The sequence below is a fragment of the Amycolatopsis keratiniphila genome, from assembly GCF_000400635.2.
Classification (GTDB): Bacteria; Actinomycetota; Actinomycetes; order Mycobacteriales; family Pseudonocardiaceae; genus Amycolatopsis; species Amycolatopsis keratiniphila.
The window spans coordinates 7,929,202-7,946,767 of the sequence record NC_021252.1 but is presented as its reverse complement, the minus strand read 5'-3'; the positions used below and the strand labels follow the sequence as shown (position 1 = coordinate 7,946,767).

Here is a 17,566-nt window from a genome sequence, read left to right as displayed (position 1 = left end):
CGACGGCGATCTTTCCGGTTTTTTTCTTTCCGCGCATTTCGTCGCAGGTCAGGCGGGCAGACGGCAGCCGGGGCGGGACAGGTCGAGCCGTGCGCCCTTGGTCAGGCAGGCCGAGATCCGATGGACCTGCTGGCCGTAGCCGCGGCCCTGCACCGCGGTCACGGTGCCGTCCCGGCCGACCTCGCACGGGTTGCCCTCGGTGCATCGCCCACCGTCCCGGTTGTGGGTGTTGTTGACGCCCATCACCGTATTCCCGTCGAGGGACAAAAGCGCCGAGCCGGAGGCGCCGGGCCTGCTCATACAGGTGTCGCTCTGGGCGTAACGGACCGCGTCGTCCTGCTGGTACCCGGCCTCACGCAGATGCGGCACCACCGCCTCGATCGTGCACTGCGGGCGGCCGCTGGAGTAGGACATGAGCAGCCGGTCTCCGGCGCGCATCGGGGTGGTGGTCAGCCGGAAGACCTTCGCGCCTTCCCTGGCCAGCTGTGCGTACGTCTTGTTCAGCCGGTACAGCGCGATGTCGGTGCCGGTCATCGTCGCGTACACCAATCGGGTGGCGCCGGCGCTGCTCTTCGGATAGCCGTCCCGGCCGGCGATGGTGACCGGACGGGGCAGGTCGGCGGGCCGGTCGACCAGGGCCTTCCCCGGTGCGGGCCGTCCGCTCGGCACGCAATGGCCGTTGGTCAGCACCAGCGCCGGATCGTGGGGACGCGCGGAGGCCGGGCGCACCACCGCGCCCACGCAGTCGCCCACCGCGGCGGTGCCCTCCACGTTCGGGCCGGGGTCGTCCGGCGGGACGTCGGTGCCGGTCACGATGCCGTCGATCCAGGCCGAGTTCTTCGCGACGTCGGTGTACATGTCGGGGAAGTCGGAGCCGCGGATACCCGGTCCGATGACCGTTCCCGCCAGCGCCCAGCCGTCACCCGAACGGATCAGAGCGGGACCGCCGGAATCCGTCATCCCCGGCCCGACCGGCGGATCGGTGCGGCCGACGCACAACGGCAGGGTGTGCCCGTCGTCGTCCCAGCAGCGGTCGAGCGGCACGACCTCGGTATCCGCTTCACGCAGCTTGCTCGGGTAGCACTTCGGGTCGGCGAAGTCGCCGCAGCCGGTCGAAGCGGCGCCCCAGCCGAGGATGCGCACGGGGGTTCCGACGGCAGGGGAGCTCGCGGCGAGCCGGATCGGCTTGGCCCGCACCGGTTCGCGCAGGTGCAGCAGCGCGATGTCCTCACCGGGCGGGTTGTAGGAGAGGTGGCGCCGGTAGAACTTGTCGACTTCGGTGACCTCGCCCCCGGCGGTGGTGTCCAGCGAGCCGACGCGGACCTTCCAGCCGCGGGGGACGCCCGCCGTCGCGCCGTTCGGGGTGTTGGCGCAGTGGCCGGCGGTCACCGCCCACTGCGGGGCGATGAGCACCGCCCCACACCGATGACCGTCCGGGCGGGGAGCCTCGTATTGGAGCGAGACCATGAAGTCGTAGGGCGTGGTGGACTCGGTGCCGCCGATGACGGCCGCCGCGGGGGCGGCGGTCGCCGTCATCAGGGTCAGCGCGAGCGCGAGGGATCGGATTCGCATGCGGATCACGGTGGCCGGTCCGTGTCCGCGGAACTCGATGAGCACGTAACAGTTCCGTGCGCGGCCTGACTGGTACTGCCGGACCCAGGCTGGACAGACCGTGCCATCTCCGCGCGTGGCCCGGTTTTCTGGACTCATCACCCGAGTCCACTTAGGAGAAACAGAGATGACGAATTCCCCGGCACCGCACGCGAACAGGGTCGCCGTCGTCACCGGAGCGTCCAGCGGGATCGGCGAAGCGGCCGCGCGGCGGCTCGCCGTCTCCGGTGCGGCGGTACCGCGCTCGTGCTCGCGGCCGACGTCGCCGACGCCGAGGCGATGCGGGCCGCCGCGGCCGAGGTCGAAGCGAAACTGGGCCGCGCGGACCTGCTGTTCAACAACGCCGGCGTGATGCTGGCCGCGCCGATCGACGAACTCGCCACCGGCGACTGGCAGCGCATGATCGACGTCAACATGACGGGCCTGATGAACGCCATCGGCGCCTTCGTCCCGCATCTGGTCGCTTCGGCGGCCGAAAAGGGCGTCGCGGACCTGGTGAACACCTCGTCCATCGGCGCGCAGGCCGTCTTCCCCTCCTTCGCCGTGTACGTCGCTTCGAAGGCATACGTGACGCACCTGTCGAAGAACCTTCGCGCCGACCTCGGCCCGAAGGGGGTGCGAGTCGCGGCGATCGAGCCGGGCTTGGTCGAGACCGAACTGCAGGGTCACGTCACCGACGCCGGCGCGCTGGAGTGGCTGGACGGCGCGCGCGAGACGCTGACCTGGCTGAAGCCGGAGGACATCGCCGAGACCGTGGCGTTCCTGACCTCGCTCCCGGCGCGGGTGAACCTCCAGCAGGTCACCGTGATGCCCACCGCGCAGGTTTGATCACGGGAACAGGATCCGGGCGATCGCGCGGGCGGCGGTGTCCGGATCCTCCTGGAGCTCGGCGCGCAGCGCGCCGGTGAGCCACAGGTTCGCGAACCCGTGCATCAACGACCACGCGGCGACCCCCGCCATCGCGTCGTCGCTGACCGACGACGCGCCGCTGGTCAGCAGGGCCCCCGCGCGGTCACGGGCCGCGGTCAGCGCCTCGTCGTCCTCGCGGTGGAGCTCGGGGCGGAACATCACCTCGAAATGCGCGCGATGCTCGATCGCGAAGCGCACGTACGCCACCCCGACCTCGACGAAGCCCTGGTCGCCCTCGTCCGCGAGCGCGTCCGCGAGCAGGTCGAACCCCTCGGCGGCCAGCGCGGTGAGCACCCCGGCCTTGTCGCCGAAATGGTGCACCGGCCCGGCGTGCGAGACCCCCGCGCGCCGGGCGAGGTCGCGGAGGCTGATCCCGGCCGGGCCGTGTTCGGTGATGGCCGCGACGGCGGCGTCGAGCACGGCCCGGCGGAGGTCGCCGTGGTGGTAGGGACTCATGACGATGAATCTAGTCATTGACAAGATGGCCTGCAACAGCGCATCTTGTCACTGGAAAGATTCACTGCTCGGAAGGCAAGGTCATGGATCCCGGTCTCGTACCCGTACTGATGCTGATCACCGTCACGGCGACGCTGTTCCTGCTGGGCGTCTTCGGCGTCCGGCGCTTGAAGCCGTGGCCGGTGGCCGTGCGCGGCGGTGTCGCGGCACTGTTCGTCACCACCGGTCTCGCGCACTTCATCGGCATGCGCGAGGAACTCGTCGCGATGGTGCCGCCCGCGCTGCCCGCGCCGGGGCTGCTGGTCACCGTCACCGGCGTTCTCGAACTCGCGGGCGCCGCGGGGGTGCTGTGGTCGCGGACCGCGCCGTGGGCGTCCGCCGGGCTGACGCTGTTGTTGCTGGGGATGTTCCCGGCGAACGTGTACAAGGCCCTGCACGGCCCGGTGACTTCGACGATGGACGAACTGGTGCCGCGCAGCCTGATGCAGGTGGTCTTCCTGGCCGCGACGGTGTCGCTGGTGGTGTATTACGCGCGTACGCCGGACAGACCCTTTTCTCAAAGGAGACCTTAAGTCTTTCCCAAGTTCGGGGCCTCGCACCGAGAACGGCCCTACCCTCTGAGAATGAAGATCTCATTGTGGATCGGATTCTGTGGGCTGTGCATCCTCGCCGGGCACATGCTTCTCGGTGCTGTCGGTGTCGTACTGCTGATGAGCTGCCTCCCGGCGGGGCACGAACACGAATCCGGTGAAAGGAAAGCGCCCGCACGGCTGGCCTGAGCTCACCCCAGCGCGCTGGCGAAGGCGAGGCCGCCCAAAACGGGAACGGCGATCGCCGCGAACAACACCGTCCGGCGGCTCGGTTTGGGACTTTCCAGTAATGCGCGGACACCGGCCGGAACCAACGCGAGACAAAGTCCGGCGGTGCCGATGATCGACACGATTTCGGTGCCCTTCAAAACACCCAGCGGCAGAAGTCCCATCGTCGCCAGCCCGATCGACCCGGCGATGCCGAGCACTTTCGCCCGGTAAGCGGCGAACGCGAGCACGTACCAGCCGAACATGATCGTGAACGACAGAAAACTGAACAGATGCAGATCCTGGTACGACTCGCTGACCACACTTTCGGCGAATCCGGCTCCGCGTCGTTCGGCAAGGCTGAGGGCGGCTTGGTCGATCCCGGCGTGAAAGGTCCGCTCGAAGAGTCCGAAAAGGACGAACAGGCCGCCCCAGGCGGCCAACGCCGGCCTGGTACGGCCGATCTTCGTGGCGAGCGCGACGATCGCGGGCCACAACACGACGTTGCCCGCCAGGAAACACGTGTACGCGGCCGTCATCAGCGCGGGATGCTCGCTCATCGCTTTCAGCTGGTCGGGGAAGAAGAAGTCGAAGCGTGACCGCAACAGCGTCCCGGTGAGCAGCAGGAGCGGGCCGAGGATCATCGAGACCGCGGCTATGCGGCGGCCGGGGAAGGCGTGGTCGGTTTCCATGCTTGGTGAGCGTGCCGGTCGCGGTGGGTTCGCGGATCGGGTCAGGGGCCGATTTGCGGGGTCCGCCCGTGGGTGGAGTCTTTGAGCGGTGGGCTGGGTGGTGTTTCGGCGACCGGCCGGGCTGTCGCCGTTTTCCGGCGACGGGCCGGAACAGTGAAACTTTGTCAGCGGTGGGTCGCAGCTGAGTCCGGCAACTCGCCTGTCGCCGTTATTCGGCGACCCTCCGCACACGACCCGGGCGTCGCCGTTTTCCGGCGACAGCCTCAGCACGGTGGTGGTTCGTCGTTCGTTGGGCGGGGTTCGTGGAGCGGCGGCGGTGTGCTGTCGTGGCGCTGCCCGGTGGGAGTGGTGATGGTGAGGGTGCCGTCAGAGGAGAGGTGGTAGGTCCAGCCGGGTTCGTCTTTCAGCCGGTGGTCACGGCGGCAGAGGTCGACGAGTTCGGTGTCGGCGGTGTGCCCGCCGTGCTGCCACGGCACCGCATGATCGAGGTCGCACGCCTGAGCCGGCCGATGACAGCCGGGTCTTCGGCACTCACGATCCCGCACCCGCACGAACTCCGCCAAACCCGCCGTCGGCCGGTACCGATCCCGGCCGAGATCCAGAACCTGCCCGGACAGCGGATCGGTGACGATCCGCCGCAACACACTGTTCTCACCGCTAGCGATGTGCCGGGCCAACGCCGCGGGGATCGTGCCATGCCCTGCCAGTTCCGCGGGGTCGTCGTTCAAACCGAGATAGGTGAACAAGTCCATATAGAGGAACACTTCGCTGCGCTCGCTCACCCCGCCCTGGCCGCCGAGCAGCAGATCGAGCGCGACATCCGCCCGCAACTGATCCAGAGTTCGAGTCTCGCCAGCGCCTCTGAGGGCGCGTGCTTCCCGATCGATCCGCTGATACGCGGCAGCGACCTTCTCCACCGGGCCGTCCTCGACCTCGAGCGACGCCACCCCCGTTTCGCCGTGCCGCATAGTGAGGCGACGGCCTTCGCGATGCTGCTCGGCCCGTTTGCCGGCACCGTCGGGGTCGATGGTGTTCGCCGCGTGGTTGGCGGCTTTCCGAACCTGATCCGGATTCTTCTTCGCGATCCGACCCTCCAGCAACGCGTCCACCGCACGAGCGTCCTCATCGGAGAGCCATACGGTCGCCGAAGCGACTTTCATCGCGCTGAAACCGGCTAGCTTTCCCTCATCCATCAGGTGCAGAGTGCGGGGCGGGCGGGTGGTCAACGCGTCGGCCGCGGCGACCATCGCACCCGCATGATTGTCCGTGACAGACAACGCCAACGCGACCTCCTGCGCCACACTCCGCACCCCCTCACGGTGCCGGTTCAGCTGCGCGAGTGCCCGGAACCGCACCGCCTCCAGCCGGGCGATCCCGGCCGACGCGGCTTGCGCCAACGCCACGGAATCCTTGTCGTCCAACCTATTCGCGGCATCGTTCACCGCTGCCAGCACCTCGGGGTCGGTGAGGCTTTCCAGGAGCGCCACAGGCGCGGAATGAGTATCCACCCCACGAACCTACGACCCACCACCGACAATTCCGGGGCCTCACGGGCAAGCGAAGCATTACCGATTTTCGGCAACAAGGAATCGGTAAAGGGCGGCTGGTCTCGCGGGTTGGTGCCGCCGTCTTCCGGCAACGCGCCCCTTCGGAAAGCCGCAGGGTTCAGTCATCACACCGAATCGCCGATTTCCGGTAACGAGCACTCAGCGGAAGAAGCGTCGCCGATTCCCGGCCACCGCATGCCGGCGGAAGACCGCAGCCCGCGATCACCGAGCAACGTCGCCGTTTTCCGGCAACGAGGCCGAGCAAGCGGATCGGGCAGCCCGTTCACTTCTGCCGACTCCGGGGTCTTCGGCGCAATGCCCACACACCACAATCCGGTGCCCGCCCCAAAGGCCGGACACCGGACAGCGGCGTTCCCCACTCAGTTCGTATCGAGCGCCACCGCGACATCCGCGATCGGCAACGGAAAATCGCCGACCTTAGCGGCAGCACCGGTCAACAGATTGACGCTGTAGAAACTCGAAGGCCCGGAGGCCGGGTTGAGCACGGCGAAAGCGCTCACCGAAGTCGTCTTGCCGTTGGTCAGGTCGCTGTAGATGTCGAATCCCGCCACCGGGCCGGTGTCGACGCCGAGCGCACCGGTCGGGCTGAGGAAGCCGTTGTTGGCGGGCGCTTGGACGAGTACCTGGTCGGTGAGCGTGCCGATGTCGAACAACGTGGTCGCGGTGTCGGGGTTGAGATCGTTGTTCGTGTAGGCGGCCGCCGTGACGCCCCTGGTCGGCCCGCCCGCCGGCGGTGTGGTCAGGATGGTGTCTTCGATCGTGACGTGGTCGGCGAGGTTGTGCCGCAGGTTCTGGCCGTAGTCGCTGATCACCCGGAGCCGGTCGGCGGCCGGGTTGAAGTCGACGCCGAAGTCCTTGCCGTACAACGGAACGCTCAGTTGCGAGACCTTCGTGACGACGACATCGGGTGCCGCGGGCGGGAACTTGATCGTGTAGATACAGCCTTTCTCGCCCACGCCGTACAGCAAACCGTTCTGGACGCGGAAATCGAGCCCGATCAGGCGCGTCTCCCCGCAGGTGAGCCCCTGCACGAGCCGGACCCAGTCGAGGACCTGGGGTGTGTCGGTGTAGAAGGTGGCCATCAGCTTGCCGTCCGACGAGATCGCGAACGCCCGCGGACCGGCGGCCTGCGCCGAGTTCGCGGTCCCGACGACGAGCGCCGTCGCGAGCGCCGCCACGGCCAAGACCTTCGTGAGTCGTGCCCTCATCCGTACTCCCCTCAGCGGAAACTGTGCGAGCACAAGCTATTCGGCGGCACTGGACGGCCATTGGACGTCGATTGGACCCGGCATCCGGCGGCTTGCGGCCGGGCGGATGCGGCGGAACAGTGGGAGAGATGAACATCCTTGCCTGCTCGATGGTCCTCGGCGCCGGCCTCGTCTTCGCCGCACCCGGTGAGGCGGAAGCGGCCCGGGAATGCGGTTCCGGCGTCAAGGTCATCGAGCCGGTCGTGCTCGAAGATCCGGGGAGGTGGACCTACACGTTCGACCTCGCGTGGTGCGCGGACGGTGGCAGCATCATTTGGGCGGAGCCCTCGGTGACGCCGCGGGTGCACAGCCCGGCCTGCCGTTGGGTCGGCCGTGTCGAGGAGTCGATCAGGCAACTCCCGGACAAGGCGTGGAGCGTGTTCGACATGAGCGAGTTCTCCTGCCAGGACGGCGCGGGCAAGGAACACGGCGTCAATCCGTGGGTGGTCGTGACCTTCCATCCGGCGGGCGCGTACGACACCAGCGGCGACATCGCGGTCTAGGCCCGGAGGATCGACTCCACCGCGGCCGCCGCCCGTCTTCGCAACGCGCGATAACCCGCTCGCTCGGCGAGCGCGAGCGCGTGACGGGCCTGCCCGAGGTCGCCGGTGACGGTGGCGAGCCCGATGAGCGCGTCGACCTCGGGATACCGGTCGCCGGTCTCCCGCAACAGGACCAGCGCTTGCCGGTACCGGCGGACGGCCTCCTGCCGGTGTCCCGCGCGCTGGTGCACGCTCGCGAGCGCGACGAGCGCTTCGCCTTCACCGCGCGGTTCACCGGTCTCCCGCGCGAGCCGTAGTCCTTCGCGCGCGTGGTCGAGCGCGTCGGCGCGACGGCCGAGATCGCAGTACACCGAGGCGAGCCTTCCGAGCGTTTCCGCTTCCCCAGCGTGATTCCCGGCTTCGCGATGCAGTGCGAGCGCCTTGGCGAGCAGCCCGGCGGCCTCGGTGACCCGGCCGCGGGCGTGCTGCGTCTGCCCGAGGTTGGCCAGGTTGATCGCCTCCCCGTACCGCGAGCCGACGCCGCGATACCGGCGCAGCGCCTCGACGTAGTTTCCGGCGGCTCCGGGCAGATCGCCCATCTCCCACCGCACCAGCCCCAGATTGCCCAGCGCGACGGCCTCCCCGGCGGTTGTTCCGGCGCGTCTGCTCAGCTCCAGCCCCCGCGAGAACCGTGCCGCGGCCGCCGGGAGCCGTCCTGATTGCCAGTACACGCAACCGAGATTGCCCAGCACCGCGGCCTGCGCCTCCATCCAGCCCGCCCGCCGGGCGAGCACGAGCGCGCCGGTGTAGCCACGGACGGCCTCCCGATACCGCCCCTGCCGGAAACCCAGGTCCGCCAGGCTGAACCGGGCGGACGCGCGGGCACGGAGATCGCCGTCCTCCTCGGCGGCGGACAGCGCGGCCCCGGCGGCCGCCCGCCATTCCACCTGGCGCGACGACATCCAGAAGTAGCCACGCAGGGCGTCGGACAGCAGCCAGGCGACCGGAAGCGGTCCGGTCCGCGCCGCGTCTTCGGCGACGGCGGCAAGACTTCCCAGTTCGGTTTCCAGCCACTCCGCCGACGCGGCGGGAACCGGGCCGTCGGGCACGGACAGCGGGAGACGGAACATGTGCGGGTACAACAGTTTCGCCGCGACGTCGACGCCACGCAGGTACCACTCGTGCAGGCGGCGGCGGGCGGACGCGCGTTCCGCCGGGGATTCCCGCGCTTCCAGGCGATCGGCCGCATAACGGCGAAGCAGATCATGGAAGTGATAGCGGCCCGGCGCGTGTTGCTCGACGAGATGCGCGCACGCGAGTGTGTCCAATATCCGGCCCGCCCGATCGGAACCGGTGAGGATCTCGACCGCCTCGACGCCGATGTCGTTGCCCGGCACCAGGCTCAGCAGCCGGAACAGGCGGCGTGTTTCGGCGGGCAAGCCCGCGTACGAAAGGTCGAAGGCGGTCCGGACGGCGATCTGCTCGTCGCCCGGTACGGTGAGCGCGGCGAGCAGATTCCCCTTGCGCAGCTCGATGGCGTAGTCCTCGATGCCGTTCCCGGGATCGTCGGCCAGGTTGGCCGCGGCGATCCTCAGCGCCAGCGGCAGATACGCGCACAGCCCGGCCACCTCGGCGGCCGCTTCGTGTTCGGCCCGGATCCGCTCGGCGCCGAGCAGCCGCGCGAGCAGTTCCAGCGCTTCGCCGGTATCGAGCATGCCCAAAGTGAGCCGCCGGGCGCCGTGGAAGGCGACCAGACCGGCCATCCGATCCCGGGCGGTGACCAGCACCAGGCAGCCCGGACCGGCGGGCAGCAGCGGCCGGACCTGAGCGACGTCGACGGCGTTGTCCAGCACCACCAGCGCCTTCCGGTCGGTCATCAGCGTCCGGTACAGCGCGGACGCGGTCTCCGTGTCCGCGGGAAGGCGTTCGGCGGGCACCTCCAGCGCGGCCAGGAACTGGGTGAGCACTTCGAGTGCCGTCGCGGGCGCGCCACCGGAATGGCCGCGCAGGTTCGCGTACAACTGCCCGTCCGGGAACCGGCCCTTCACCCGATGCGCCCAGTGCACGGCCAGGGCGGTCTTCCCGGCGCCCGCGGTCCCCGTGACGGCCGCGAGGGCCACCGTCCCGCCGGAGCCGCCGGGCCGCGGCACCAATTCGTCCAAAATGGACAGTTCGATCGCCCGTCCGGTGAAGCCGGGTGGTTCGGCGGGCAACTGCCGGGGGACCCGGGCGGCGGAAGGCGGGCCCGGGAGCGGTTCCCCGTCTTCGAGCAGCGCGGCGTGCGCCGCCACGAGTTCCGGCCCGGGTTCGACCCCCAGTTCTTCGAGCAGCCGCTCACGAACCTCCTGGTAGAGTCGGAAAGCCGACGCCCGCTGGCCCGCGAGATGGTACGCGCGGAGCAACCGGGCCTGCGCGGGTTCGTCCAGCGGCTGATCCGCGGCGGCTTCGACCAGTTCGGTCAGCACCTCGTCGGCGGCGCCGATCGCGAGCATCGCGTCGCCGTACCGGGCGAGCAGCGCGCGGCGTTCCGCGAGCAGGGCCACGACCTTCGGATGCGTTGCGAGCAAAGGGACATCGGCCAGCGGCCTGCCACGCCACCGGCGCAGGGCCTCGCCGAACAGCGCCGCGGCGCGCCCGGTCTCGCCGTCGCGCTGGGCGCCGGTCGCCTCGGCGACGAGCCCGCGGACGTGCGGCAGGTCGATTTCGACGGCGTCCCAGCGCACCGCGTAACCGCCGCCGACATGCGGCAGGATCTCGCTCCCGGACCGCGACGGACGGCCTGGTTCCAGCAGCCGCCGCAGATGTTTGACGTGGGTCTGGAGGACGTTCACCGCGCTGCGCGGCGGCCGGTCACCCCACAGCGCGTCCACCAGTTCCTGCTTGGACATCGCCTCGCCGCCGGCGAGCACGAGCAAGCCGAGGACGGCGCGGCGGCCCGGTGGGCCCAGGTCGACTTCCGCCCCGGCCAGCCATACGCGCAGCGAGCCCAGCACCTGGATCCGCACAGCCACCGGCAGGAACGTAGCGAGCCCTCCCGCGCCGCACAAGGAACAACGACGGAAAGGGCCCCGCTGCGCCCGGCTTTGGGGCCGCTCAGGCTAATGCCCCGCGGGCTGGAGGTCGTGGCCGTTCCAGGTGAACCGGGCCGTGGTGACCGCGTCGTCGCCGTCGCCGCCGGTGATGAGCTGATGGATCCCGACGCCGCCGAGTTCGGCGTAGGTGCACCATTCGTGGTCCGAGGTCAGCATCAGGTCGAGGTCGAGTGCGGACAGCAGGCCGAACACCTGCCCCCGGTTGGTGGTGTCGACGCCGACGAACACCTCGTCGAGCAGGATCACCCTCGGCGCCTCGGGCGCGGCCTGGTAGTGCGCGGCGACGGCGGCGAACAGCGGCAGATGCAGCGCGATCGCCTTCTCCCCACCGGAAAGCGCGCCGTGCAGCTTCTTGGTCAGCAGCTGCCAGCCCGCCCCGTTCGCGCGGTCCACCTTGACCACGAACCGGTGCCACGACGTGTAGTCGAAGACCTGCGCGAGCTGCTGTTCCCAGCTGGTCGCCGTGTCGTCCGCCTTCGCCTGCTCGACGCGTTCACGGAAGAACTTGTGCAGTGACACGCGATCTTCGGCGGTCAGCTGATCCGGATCCTTCAGCAGCAGATCCCGCGCGGTCTTGGTGCCCGGCGGCAGATCCGGGGAGACCTGCCAGACCAGCCGGACGGCGACCCGCGACGCGGTCCGCACGCGTTCCAGCCGCGCGTTCATGCCGTCGACGAGGTCGTTGGCCTGCCGGATGCGGGCCGCGAGATGACGGCGGGTGTCGCCGGTGAGGGTCTTGTCGAACAGGTCGCTCTCGCGGTCGGTGATCTCGTGCCTGCTCTGTTCCGCTTCCGCGTAAAGGATCTTGAGCAGTTCGGCCGCGCCGACCCGCAGCCCGTCGACGACGGCGGTGAAGATCTGGACGTCCTCGTCGGTCTCCAGATCGAGTTCCGCGCGCGAGCTGAGCGTGTTCCGGCACGTGTGCACGGCTTCCGACAGCCGGTGCAGTGCCTCGCCGAGGTTGCTCGGCGCGTGCGGCACGGACGGCCACGCCGCGGCCACCAGCCGGGCGGTGTCGAGCGCGGCACGGACACTCTCGGACGCGGACAGGGTGGCCTGGAACTTCGGCAGATCCTCGATCCCGCCGTCCGCGGGGAAGATGCCGGTGGCGAGCTTCCGGAACCGGAGCGCTGCCGCGTCCTGTTTCTTGGCCGCCTCTTCGCGTGCCCGCGCGTCGGTCGTCCGGCGGACGCCGAGCGCGCCCAGCGACACCGCGAGTTCCTTGGCGTCGGCGTTCGCCGCGCGGAGTTCACCCGAAAGCTCGCGCAGTTTCGTGCGCAGGCCGTCGATTTCGGCGAGCACCTCGCGCTGGCCGGTGCCGACCGTGCCGTCGATCGCGTCGAGCATCGCGGTGAGCTTGGTGCGTTCGGCTTCCGCGTCGGCGGCCTCCTCCTCGCGCCGGGCCGCGTTCCCCTCCGACCGGTCCGCCTGTTCGGCGCACAGCTCGGCCCGCTGGGTCGCGGTGAGCAGGTTCCCGTGCTCGTACAGCCAGTTCTCGCCCTGGTCGGAGTACGTGCGCAGGGCCGTGGCGAGCGCGGCCAGCGGCGCGCGTTCGGTCGGCAACCCGGATTCCGAAGCCCGGGCGGTCAGCTCGTGCAGCGCCGTCTTGGCCTCGGTCTCCAGCGTGGAGACGGTGGCCTCCAGATGCCGGACGGCGGCGTCGGCCGCGGTCAGCTCCGCCTCGGCCGTGGTCAGGTTCCCGGTCGCGACAAGGAGATCGTCGTGACCGGGACGGGCCGCGCGTTCGATCTTGATCAGCTCGCGCCTGCCGCGCAGCGCGGCCAGCTCGCCCTCCAGCTCGGCGATGGTCTTCTCACGGAGGGAGATCTTGTCCCGCAGCGCGGCGATGCGGCGTTCGCGGGCGCGCAGCCGGGCGGAACCGCCGATGTACGCCGGGGCGTCCTTCGTCCAGCTGCCCGACAGGCCGCCCATCCGCCAGGCGCCGTCCGCGCCGATCGCCGCGGGACCGGCGGGGAGCGTGTCGTCGAAGGCGATCACTTCCAGGATCCGGCGGATCTTCGTAGGGGAAACCTCCGCGTCGGGTTCCGGCACGAGGACGTCGGCGAGCGAACGACCGGAGGCCACCGGCAGCGTGCCGGACTCCGCGAGCACGTCGTGCCCGTCGACGACACCGTGGGAGTTCACCCAGGCGTCGAGCAGCCCGGCGCCTTCGAGCGCGGCCTCGATCCCCGCATGCGTGCTTTCCGGGACCGAGCCGGCGAAATCGACCAGCCGCCACAACGGCGCGCCGCTCATCTCGGCCCGGTCCGTCGTGCGGGTGCGGGGCGGCTCGGGCGCGAGGACGTCCTCGGTTTCGAGCACGCCCGCCTCGACGAGGAGTTCGTCGTGCTCGGTGCGCGCGGTGGCCAGCGCGGCACCGGTCGCCGCCTCCCGCCGGATGATGTCTTCGAGCACGGTCTCGGCGACGGCGCCGAGCCTGCCCAGCAGTGAGACCTCCGCCTCGGCGTCCCGGACGACCGCTTCCACGTCGGGGAACCGCAGCTCGCGGCAGCCGATCGCCCATTCGGCGAGCCGGGTGCGCAGATCGCTCAGCGCGAGTTCCCGCGTCGCCGTGGTGAGTTCCACCCGCTCCTGCGCGACGGAGAAATCCGCTCGCGCGCGGTCCAGGTCCGCCTCGGCCTGGTGGCGCCGCCCGACGGCGCGTTCGTGTTTGTCCAGCGCCCGGCCGATCGTCTCGACCTGGTCGCGTTTGCCGCGCACGGCGGCCTGCAGCAACGGGCGGAGCCGGGCCGGTTCGTCCAGTCCGGCGACGAGTTCGTCGTGCACCCCGGCCAGGTTCGCGCGGGTCGCGGCGGCGCGGACCTCGGTCTCCAGTGAGCGCACGAGGTCGGCCTGTCGTTTCGCGGCCTGCTTCGCCACCCGCGAGCGCTCCTCGTCGGCGTCCGCCTCGGCACGGAGCCGGTCCGCGTCCGCGCGCAGTGCCTCCGCTTTCTCGCGCGTGGACAAGGTCCGTTGCCGCAGCTTGTCGAGCTCCTGGCCCTTGCGGTACGACTCGGATTCGGTCAGCCCCGACAGACGCGCTTCGGTCTCTTCGACGTCCTTTTCCAGCTTCGCCGCCCGTTCCTCGGCGGCCTCCTTCTTCGCGGCGACCTCGTCGTGCTCCTCGGCCGAACGGCGGGCGGCCGCGGCGAGTTCGTCGAGTTCCGTTGTGGCGTTGATGAGGTTCGCGGCGCCCGCGCGCAGCACACGCTGTGCGTAGGTCTTCTGCCGCGCGGCGAGCGCGCGGGTCGCGTCGACCTCGGTCTCCAGTGAGCCCAGCCGTTCGCGTTGCGCGTCGAGCCGCTCGAAACCCTCGGCGAGATCCGCGATCTCCTGCTGTCCCAACGGCGGAAGCGCGCGGGAGAGCAGGTTGGACAGCAGGCTCGGGTCGAGCCGCTGCGAGAGTTTGGGCATCCGCAGCTGGAGCAGCGCGGTGATCAGCGCGTCGTACCGCTGTTCGCTCAAGGTGGGGAACAGTTTCGCGCGGATCTCCGCGCGGTACTCGGCCGCGCCGTCGTGCACCGTCCCGTGCTCGCCGAGCGCCTCCTCCAGCGCGCCCTTGGTCAGCGGCTGACCGGCCTCGTTGACCAGCGGCAAGCCGTCGCCCACGCGCTGATCGGTGGTGAAGAAGTCGGCGTGCACCGTGCTGGTGTGCGTGCTGGCCTGGAGCCGCGCGCCGCAGGTGAACCACTTCTCGCCCGCCATGCCGAATTCGAGCCAGACGTACCCGACCCGCGTGGCGCCGGAAGCGCCTTCGCCCATCAGGTTCCAGTGCATGCTGCGCTCGCTGGTGCCGAAGGTCGACAACCGGTTGGCGCGCAGGCTCGCGTCGAACAGGAACGGCAGCAGCAGCTCCAGCGCCTTCGACTTCCCGCTCCCGTTGGGGCCGCGCAGCAGCAGGCGCCCGTCGTGGAACTCGAAGATCTCGTCGTAGTAGCGCCAGATGTTGAGGATGCCCGCACGGGAGGGGATCCACCTCGTCACGGTCACGGCGCCTCCTCGGTGCGGTCGGTGTACCTCGCGGCGGCCGGGAGCGGCCGGACGAGTTCGGCTTCGGTGCGGACCAGCCCGAAGCCGGTCAGCACGGCGAGCGCGTCGACGGTCAGCCGTCGCACGCCGTCCTTGCCCCGGTAGGTCTTGGCCCAGCGCGGGAAGCGTTTCAGCAGTTTGGCCGTGGCCTTCTGCAGATAATCGATGGTCCGCGGCTCGTCGAGCGCGTCGAGCAGGAGGAGCGCGGCGACCTTGGCGTTGCTGCCGTCGTCCGGGAACCGCTCGTCGGTGGCCAGCCCGTCGACGTCGACGAGTAGCACACCCTCCGCGCGTTCTTCGAGGACGAAACCGCCCTGCTCGGCGGCACGCCGCAGCAACTGGCGTCCGGTCGGCGTGCCGAGGTACGCGCGTTCCTCCGCGGTCAGCTCGGCGAAGTACAGCACCGGATCGTCGACGAGACGGCGGAACACCGTGTGCCGCAGCCAAAGGTTGCGCTGGACGTCCGACGCGCTCGGCGTGTCCTCGTGGCGGCCGGAGGAAAGGCCGTAGCGCTGCTCGTGCGACACCGCCTCCAGCAGTTCCTCGAACCGCAGCGCGACGTCGTCGGCGGGCACGGCGAGCTGGGAAGGGCCGACCGGCGCGGCGAGCAGCCGCAGCAGCAGCGTCGCGTCGACCCGGAACAGCACCTTCGCCGCCGGATCGTCCACAAAGGACTCCGGATCGCCGTCGGCGGCTTCGAGCACGCCGTAGGACTCCAGGAGCTTGAGGACGTCCACGAACGCCAGCCGCTCCGCCCTGGTGGCGACGTCGAACGTGGTGACGAGGTCGTCGGCGGCGCTCGCCTGCGCGACGCGGCCGGCGAGCAGGCCGATGGTCGTCACCGGCACGGTCAGCAGTTCGGCCGCCACCACGCACAGCAGGACGTAGCGGCGGCGGTCGAACGCCGCGCGCCCCGAGCGCAGCCGTCGCGCCGGGCGGGTGGGGTCGGCGGCCGCGCGGACCTTGACCAGCCGGGCGTAGCCGAGCCGCGGTTCGACCGTGAGCGTCCAGCCGCAGTAGTAGTCGAACCACTGCCGGATGGGCTCGCGGCGGCGCCGGATGAGGTCGAAGGTCTCGGGGGAGCCGCGTTCGCCGATCAATGGGGTGGCCAGCAGGGCCCGGATCCCGCGCGCGACCTCTTCGCGTTCCGCGATGACCAGTTGGTTCGTGAGGCTCACGCACCGCCTCCGGCCGTGCTGATCTCGATCTCGTAATCGGGGCCGCGGAAGACGCCGCTCGTGGTGGTCAAGCGGGCGACCGCGCCGTTCCTCGGTGGCCGCAGGACGATCTCGATCTGGCCGTCGGACGTCGTGCTCCGCCTGGTGCCCTCCGCGCCGGGCGGCCTGCCCAGCGCCTGACCCAGCAGGTCCAGCAGCCGCTCGAAAACGGTGTGATCCAGCTTCTCGAACGCCGAAAGCCGCACGACGCCGCCGGTGTCGAGCATGTTCCACGCCGCTTCGAGTTCGGCGCGTTCCTGCAGGGCTTTTTCGGCTCTCGCGGCTCTGATCGCGCTGACGTCGCGGACCCGTCCGGTCCGGGTGAACCGCTCGGTGCGGCCCGCGGAGCGCAGCAGCTCCGACACCTCGACCGGCGGCGCGTCGAGCCACGAGGCCGTCGTGCTGACCACTTCCGGGTCGGCGTGCGCGAGATGCGCGTGCCGCGCGGAGCTCAGCCCGAACATCGTGGACCACAGGCGATGCAAGTCCTCCTGCGCCGGGACGACGGTGAACCACCGCGCCAGCTCACGGAAATCGGCGACCGCGCTGCTCGCGCGCCGCCGCGACTCGGTGATCCGGTCCAGGACCTGGAGAAGCGTGATGATCGCCCGCCGCGCGAGGTTGTGGAGATCCTCGACCCGCGGCGTCGCCCCGTCCTCGGGCAGGAACCACGCGCGGAGCCCGTCCCAGCGCGCCTTGCGGACGTCGAGCCAGCGCTGATCCGGATTGAGGAGGGCCGCCCCGTTGAGCGCCCGCCGGTGCACGCGCTCGATGCCGTGGTCGTCGATCTCCTTGATGCGGGTGGCGATGGTGTGGGTGTGATGCTCGAGGTCGTTCAAGAACTCTTGCAGATACGCGACCGTGGCCGCCTTGACCTCGTGGAACGTCGCCATGTCGGCCTCCGCGTGCAGGAGGCGCTGGAGGTCGCCGTTGAAGCGCTTCGTGTTGTCGCGGAACGCTTCGAGGTGGCCCTCGACTTCGGTGAGCGTGCTGAACACGCGCCTGTCGGTGCCGTCTTCGAGCTGCTTCGCGAGCTCACCGAGCCGCTCACCGAGCGCTTCGAGCGTCGCGGTCTGAAGCGCGCCCGTCGCGTTGAGCACCTCGTTCGCGCGGACCACACCCGCGTACGCCGCTTCGCCCTGCCTGGTCAGCGCGTACTGGAGATTGCGGCGCTCGTACTCGGACGCGGTCCGGTAGTCGCCCGCGTGGCTCTGAACGGTTTCCAGATGGCCCTGGTCCTTGAGCTGGTCCAGCGTTTTGACGAGGTCATCGTCGTCGAGCGTCTCCAGCCAGCCGACTTCGCGCAGCCGAGTGCGGACGTCGTCGATCCCGAGCGCCGTCTCGAGCCGCTCGTTCGCCTCACCGAAGGCGTGCAGGATCGCCAGGGGGAGCCCTGATCTGCTGCCGTCGGTGAAACGGAACAGCTCGGGCGGTACACGGAACGGATCCATGCGTCCTCCGGCGGA

Annotated in this window: 13 protein-coding genes; 4 read left to right on the top strand and 9 right to left on the bottom strand. The window is 70.2% G+C overall.

Going from position 1 to position 17,566, the window contains the following annotated elements:
* Positions 1-48: 48 nt before the first annotated feature.
* On the bottom strand, positions 49-1,572 hold the full coding sequence (locus tag AORI_RS76715; protein ID WP_043849188.1) for a trypsin-like serine protease: 1,524 nt from the start codon (positions 1,570-1,572) through the stop codon (positions 49-51).
* Positions 1,573-1,641: 69 nt separating this feature from the next.
* On the opposite strand from AORI_RS76715, the gene AORI_RS82305 reads away from it, so the two are divergent.
* Positions 1,642-2,439, top strand: coding sequence for an SDR family oxidoreductase (locus AORI_RS82305; protein ID WP_338024063.1), 798 nt, complete (start codon positions 1,642-1,644; stop codon positions 2,437-2,439).
* On the opposite strand, the gene AORI_RS76705 is transcribed toward AORI_RS82305, so the two are convergent.
* Entirely contained in the window at positions 2,440-2,976 is a 537-nt protein-coding gene (locus AORI_RS76705) for a TetR/AcrR family transcriptional regulator (protein ID WP_016337413.1), read from the bottom strand.
* A gap of 83 nt (positions 2,977-3,059) precedes the next feature.
* On the opposite strand from AORI_RS76705, the gene AORI_RS76700 reads away from it, so the two are divergent.
* Both AORI_RS76700 and AORI_RS83750 read left to right on the top strand, forming a co-directional pair.
* Positions 3,060-3,548 (top strand): DoxX family protein, encoded by a 489-nt coding sequence (locus AORI_RS76700; protein ID WP_016337412.1) that lies wholly within the window; start codon positions 3,060-3,062, stop codon positions 3,546-3,548.
* 51 nt (positions 3,549-3,599) lie between these two features.
* Positions 3,600-3,755 carry a hypothetical protein gene (locus tag AORI_RS83750; RefSeq protein ID WP_158509151.1) on the top strand — a complete coding sequence of 52 codons (156 nt, stop codon included), beginning with the start codon at positions 3,600-3,602 and terminating at the stop codon, positions 3,753-3,755.
* Positions 3,756-3,757: 2 nt separating this feature from the next.
* Here AORI_RS83750 and AORI_RS76695 read toward each other — a convergent pair whose 3' ends face one another.
* The 3 genes from AORI_RS76695 to AORI_RS76685 all read right to left on the bottom strand — a co-directional run bounded on the left by AORI_RS76695 (position 3,758) and on the right by AORI_RS76685 (position 7,241).
* Complete coding sequence (locus AORI_RS76695) at positions 3,758-4,465, bottom strand: hypothetical protein (RefSeq protein WP_016337411.1); 708 nt, start codon at positions 4,463-4,465, stop codon at positions 3,758-3,760.
* Positions 4,466-4,728: 263 nt separating this feature from the next.
* Positions 4,729-5,952: an HNH endonuclease signature motif containing protein gene (locus AORI_RS76690; protein WP_016337410.1), complete on the bottom strand. Its 1,224-nt coding sequence runs from the start codon at positions 5,950-5,952 to the stop codon at positions 4,729-4,731.
* A 440-nt stretch (positions 5,953-6,392) separates the two neighbouring features.
* Entirely contained in the window at positions 6,393-7,241 is an 849-nt protein-coding gene (locus AORI_RS76685; RefSeq protein WP_043848403.1) for a DUF4394 domain-containing protein, read from the bottom strand.
* Positions 7,242-7,369: 128 nt separating this feature from the next.
* Here AORI_RS76685 and AORI_RS76680 point away from each other — a divergent pair, with 128 nt between their 5' ends.
* Complete coding sequence (locus AORI_RS76680) at positions 7,370-7,783, top strand: hypothetical protein (protein ID WP_016337408.1); 414 nt, start codon at positions 7,370-7,372, stop codon at positions 7,781-7,783.
* Here AORI_RS76680 and AORI_RS76675 read toward each other — a convergent pair.
* The 4 genes from AORI_RS76675 to AORI_RS76660 form a co-directional block, all read right to left on the bottom strand.
* Positions 7,780-10,773, bottom strand: a complete 2,994-nt coding sequence (locus AORI_RS76675; protein WP_016337407.1) for an AfsR/SARP family transcriptional regulator — start codon at positions 10,771-10,773, stop codon at positions 7,780-7,782. The genes AORI_RS76680 and AORI_RS76675 overlap by 4 nt on opposite strands.
* Positions 10,774-10,860: 87 nt before the next feature.
* Entirely contained in the window at positions 10,861-14,844 is a 3,984-nt protein-coding gene (locus AORI_RS76670) for a TIGR02680 family protein (protein WP_016337406.1), read from the bottom strand.
* Positions 14,841-16,061 carry a TIGR02678 family protein gene (locus AORI_RS76665; RefSeq protein ID WP_016337405.1) on the bottom strand — a complete coding sequence of 407 codons (1,221 nt, stop codon included), beginning with the start codon at positions 16,059-16,061 and terminating at the stop codon, positions 14,841-14,843. The genes AORI_RS76670 and AORI_RS76665 overlap by 4 nt, the downstream gene beginning before the upstream one ends.
* Positions 16,058-17,551 carry a TIGR02677 family protein gene (locus AORI_RS76660; RefSeq protein ID WP_016337404.1) on the bottom strand — a complete coding sequence of 498 codons (1,494 nt, stop codon included), beginning with the start codon at positions 17,549-17,551 and terminating at the stop codon, positions 16,058-16,060. Before AORI_RS76660 ends, AORI_RS76665 begins: the two co-directional genes overlap by 4 nt.
* Between the last annotated feature and the right edge of the window lie 15 nt (positions 17,552-17,566).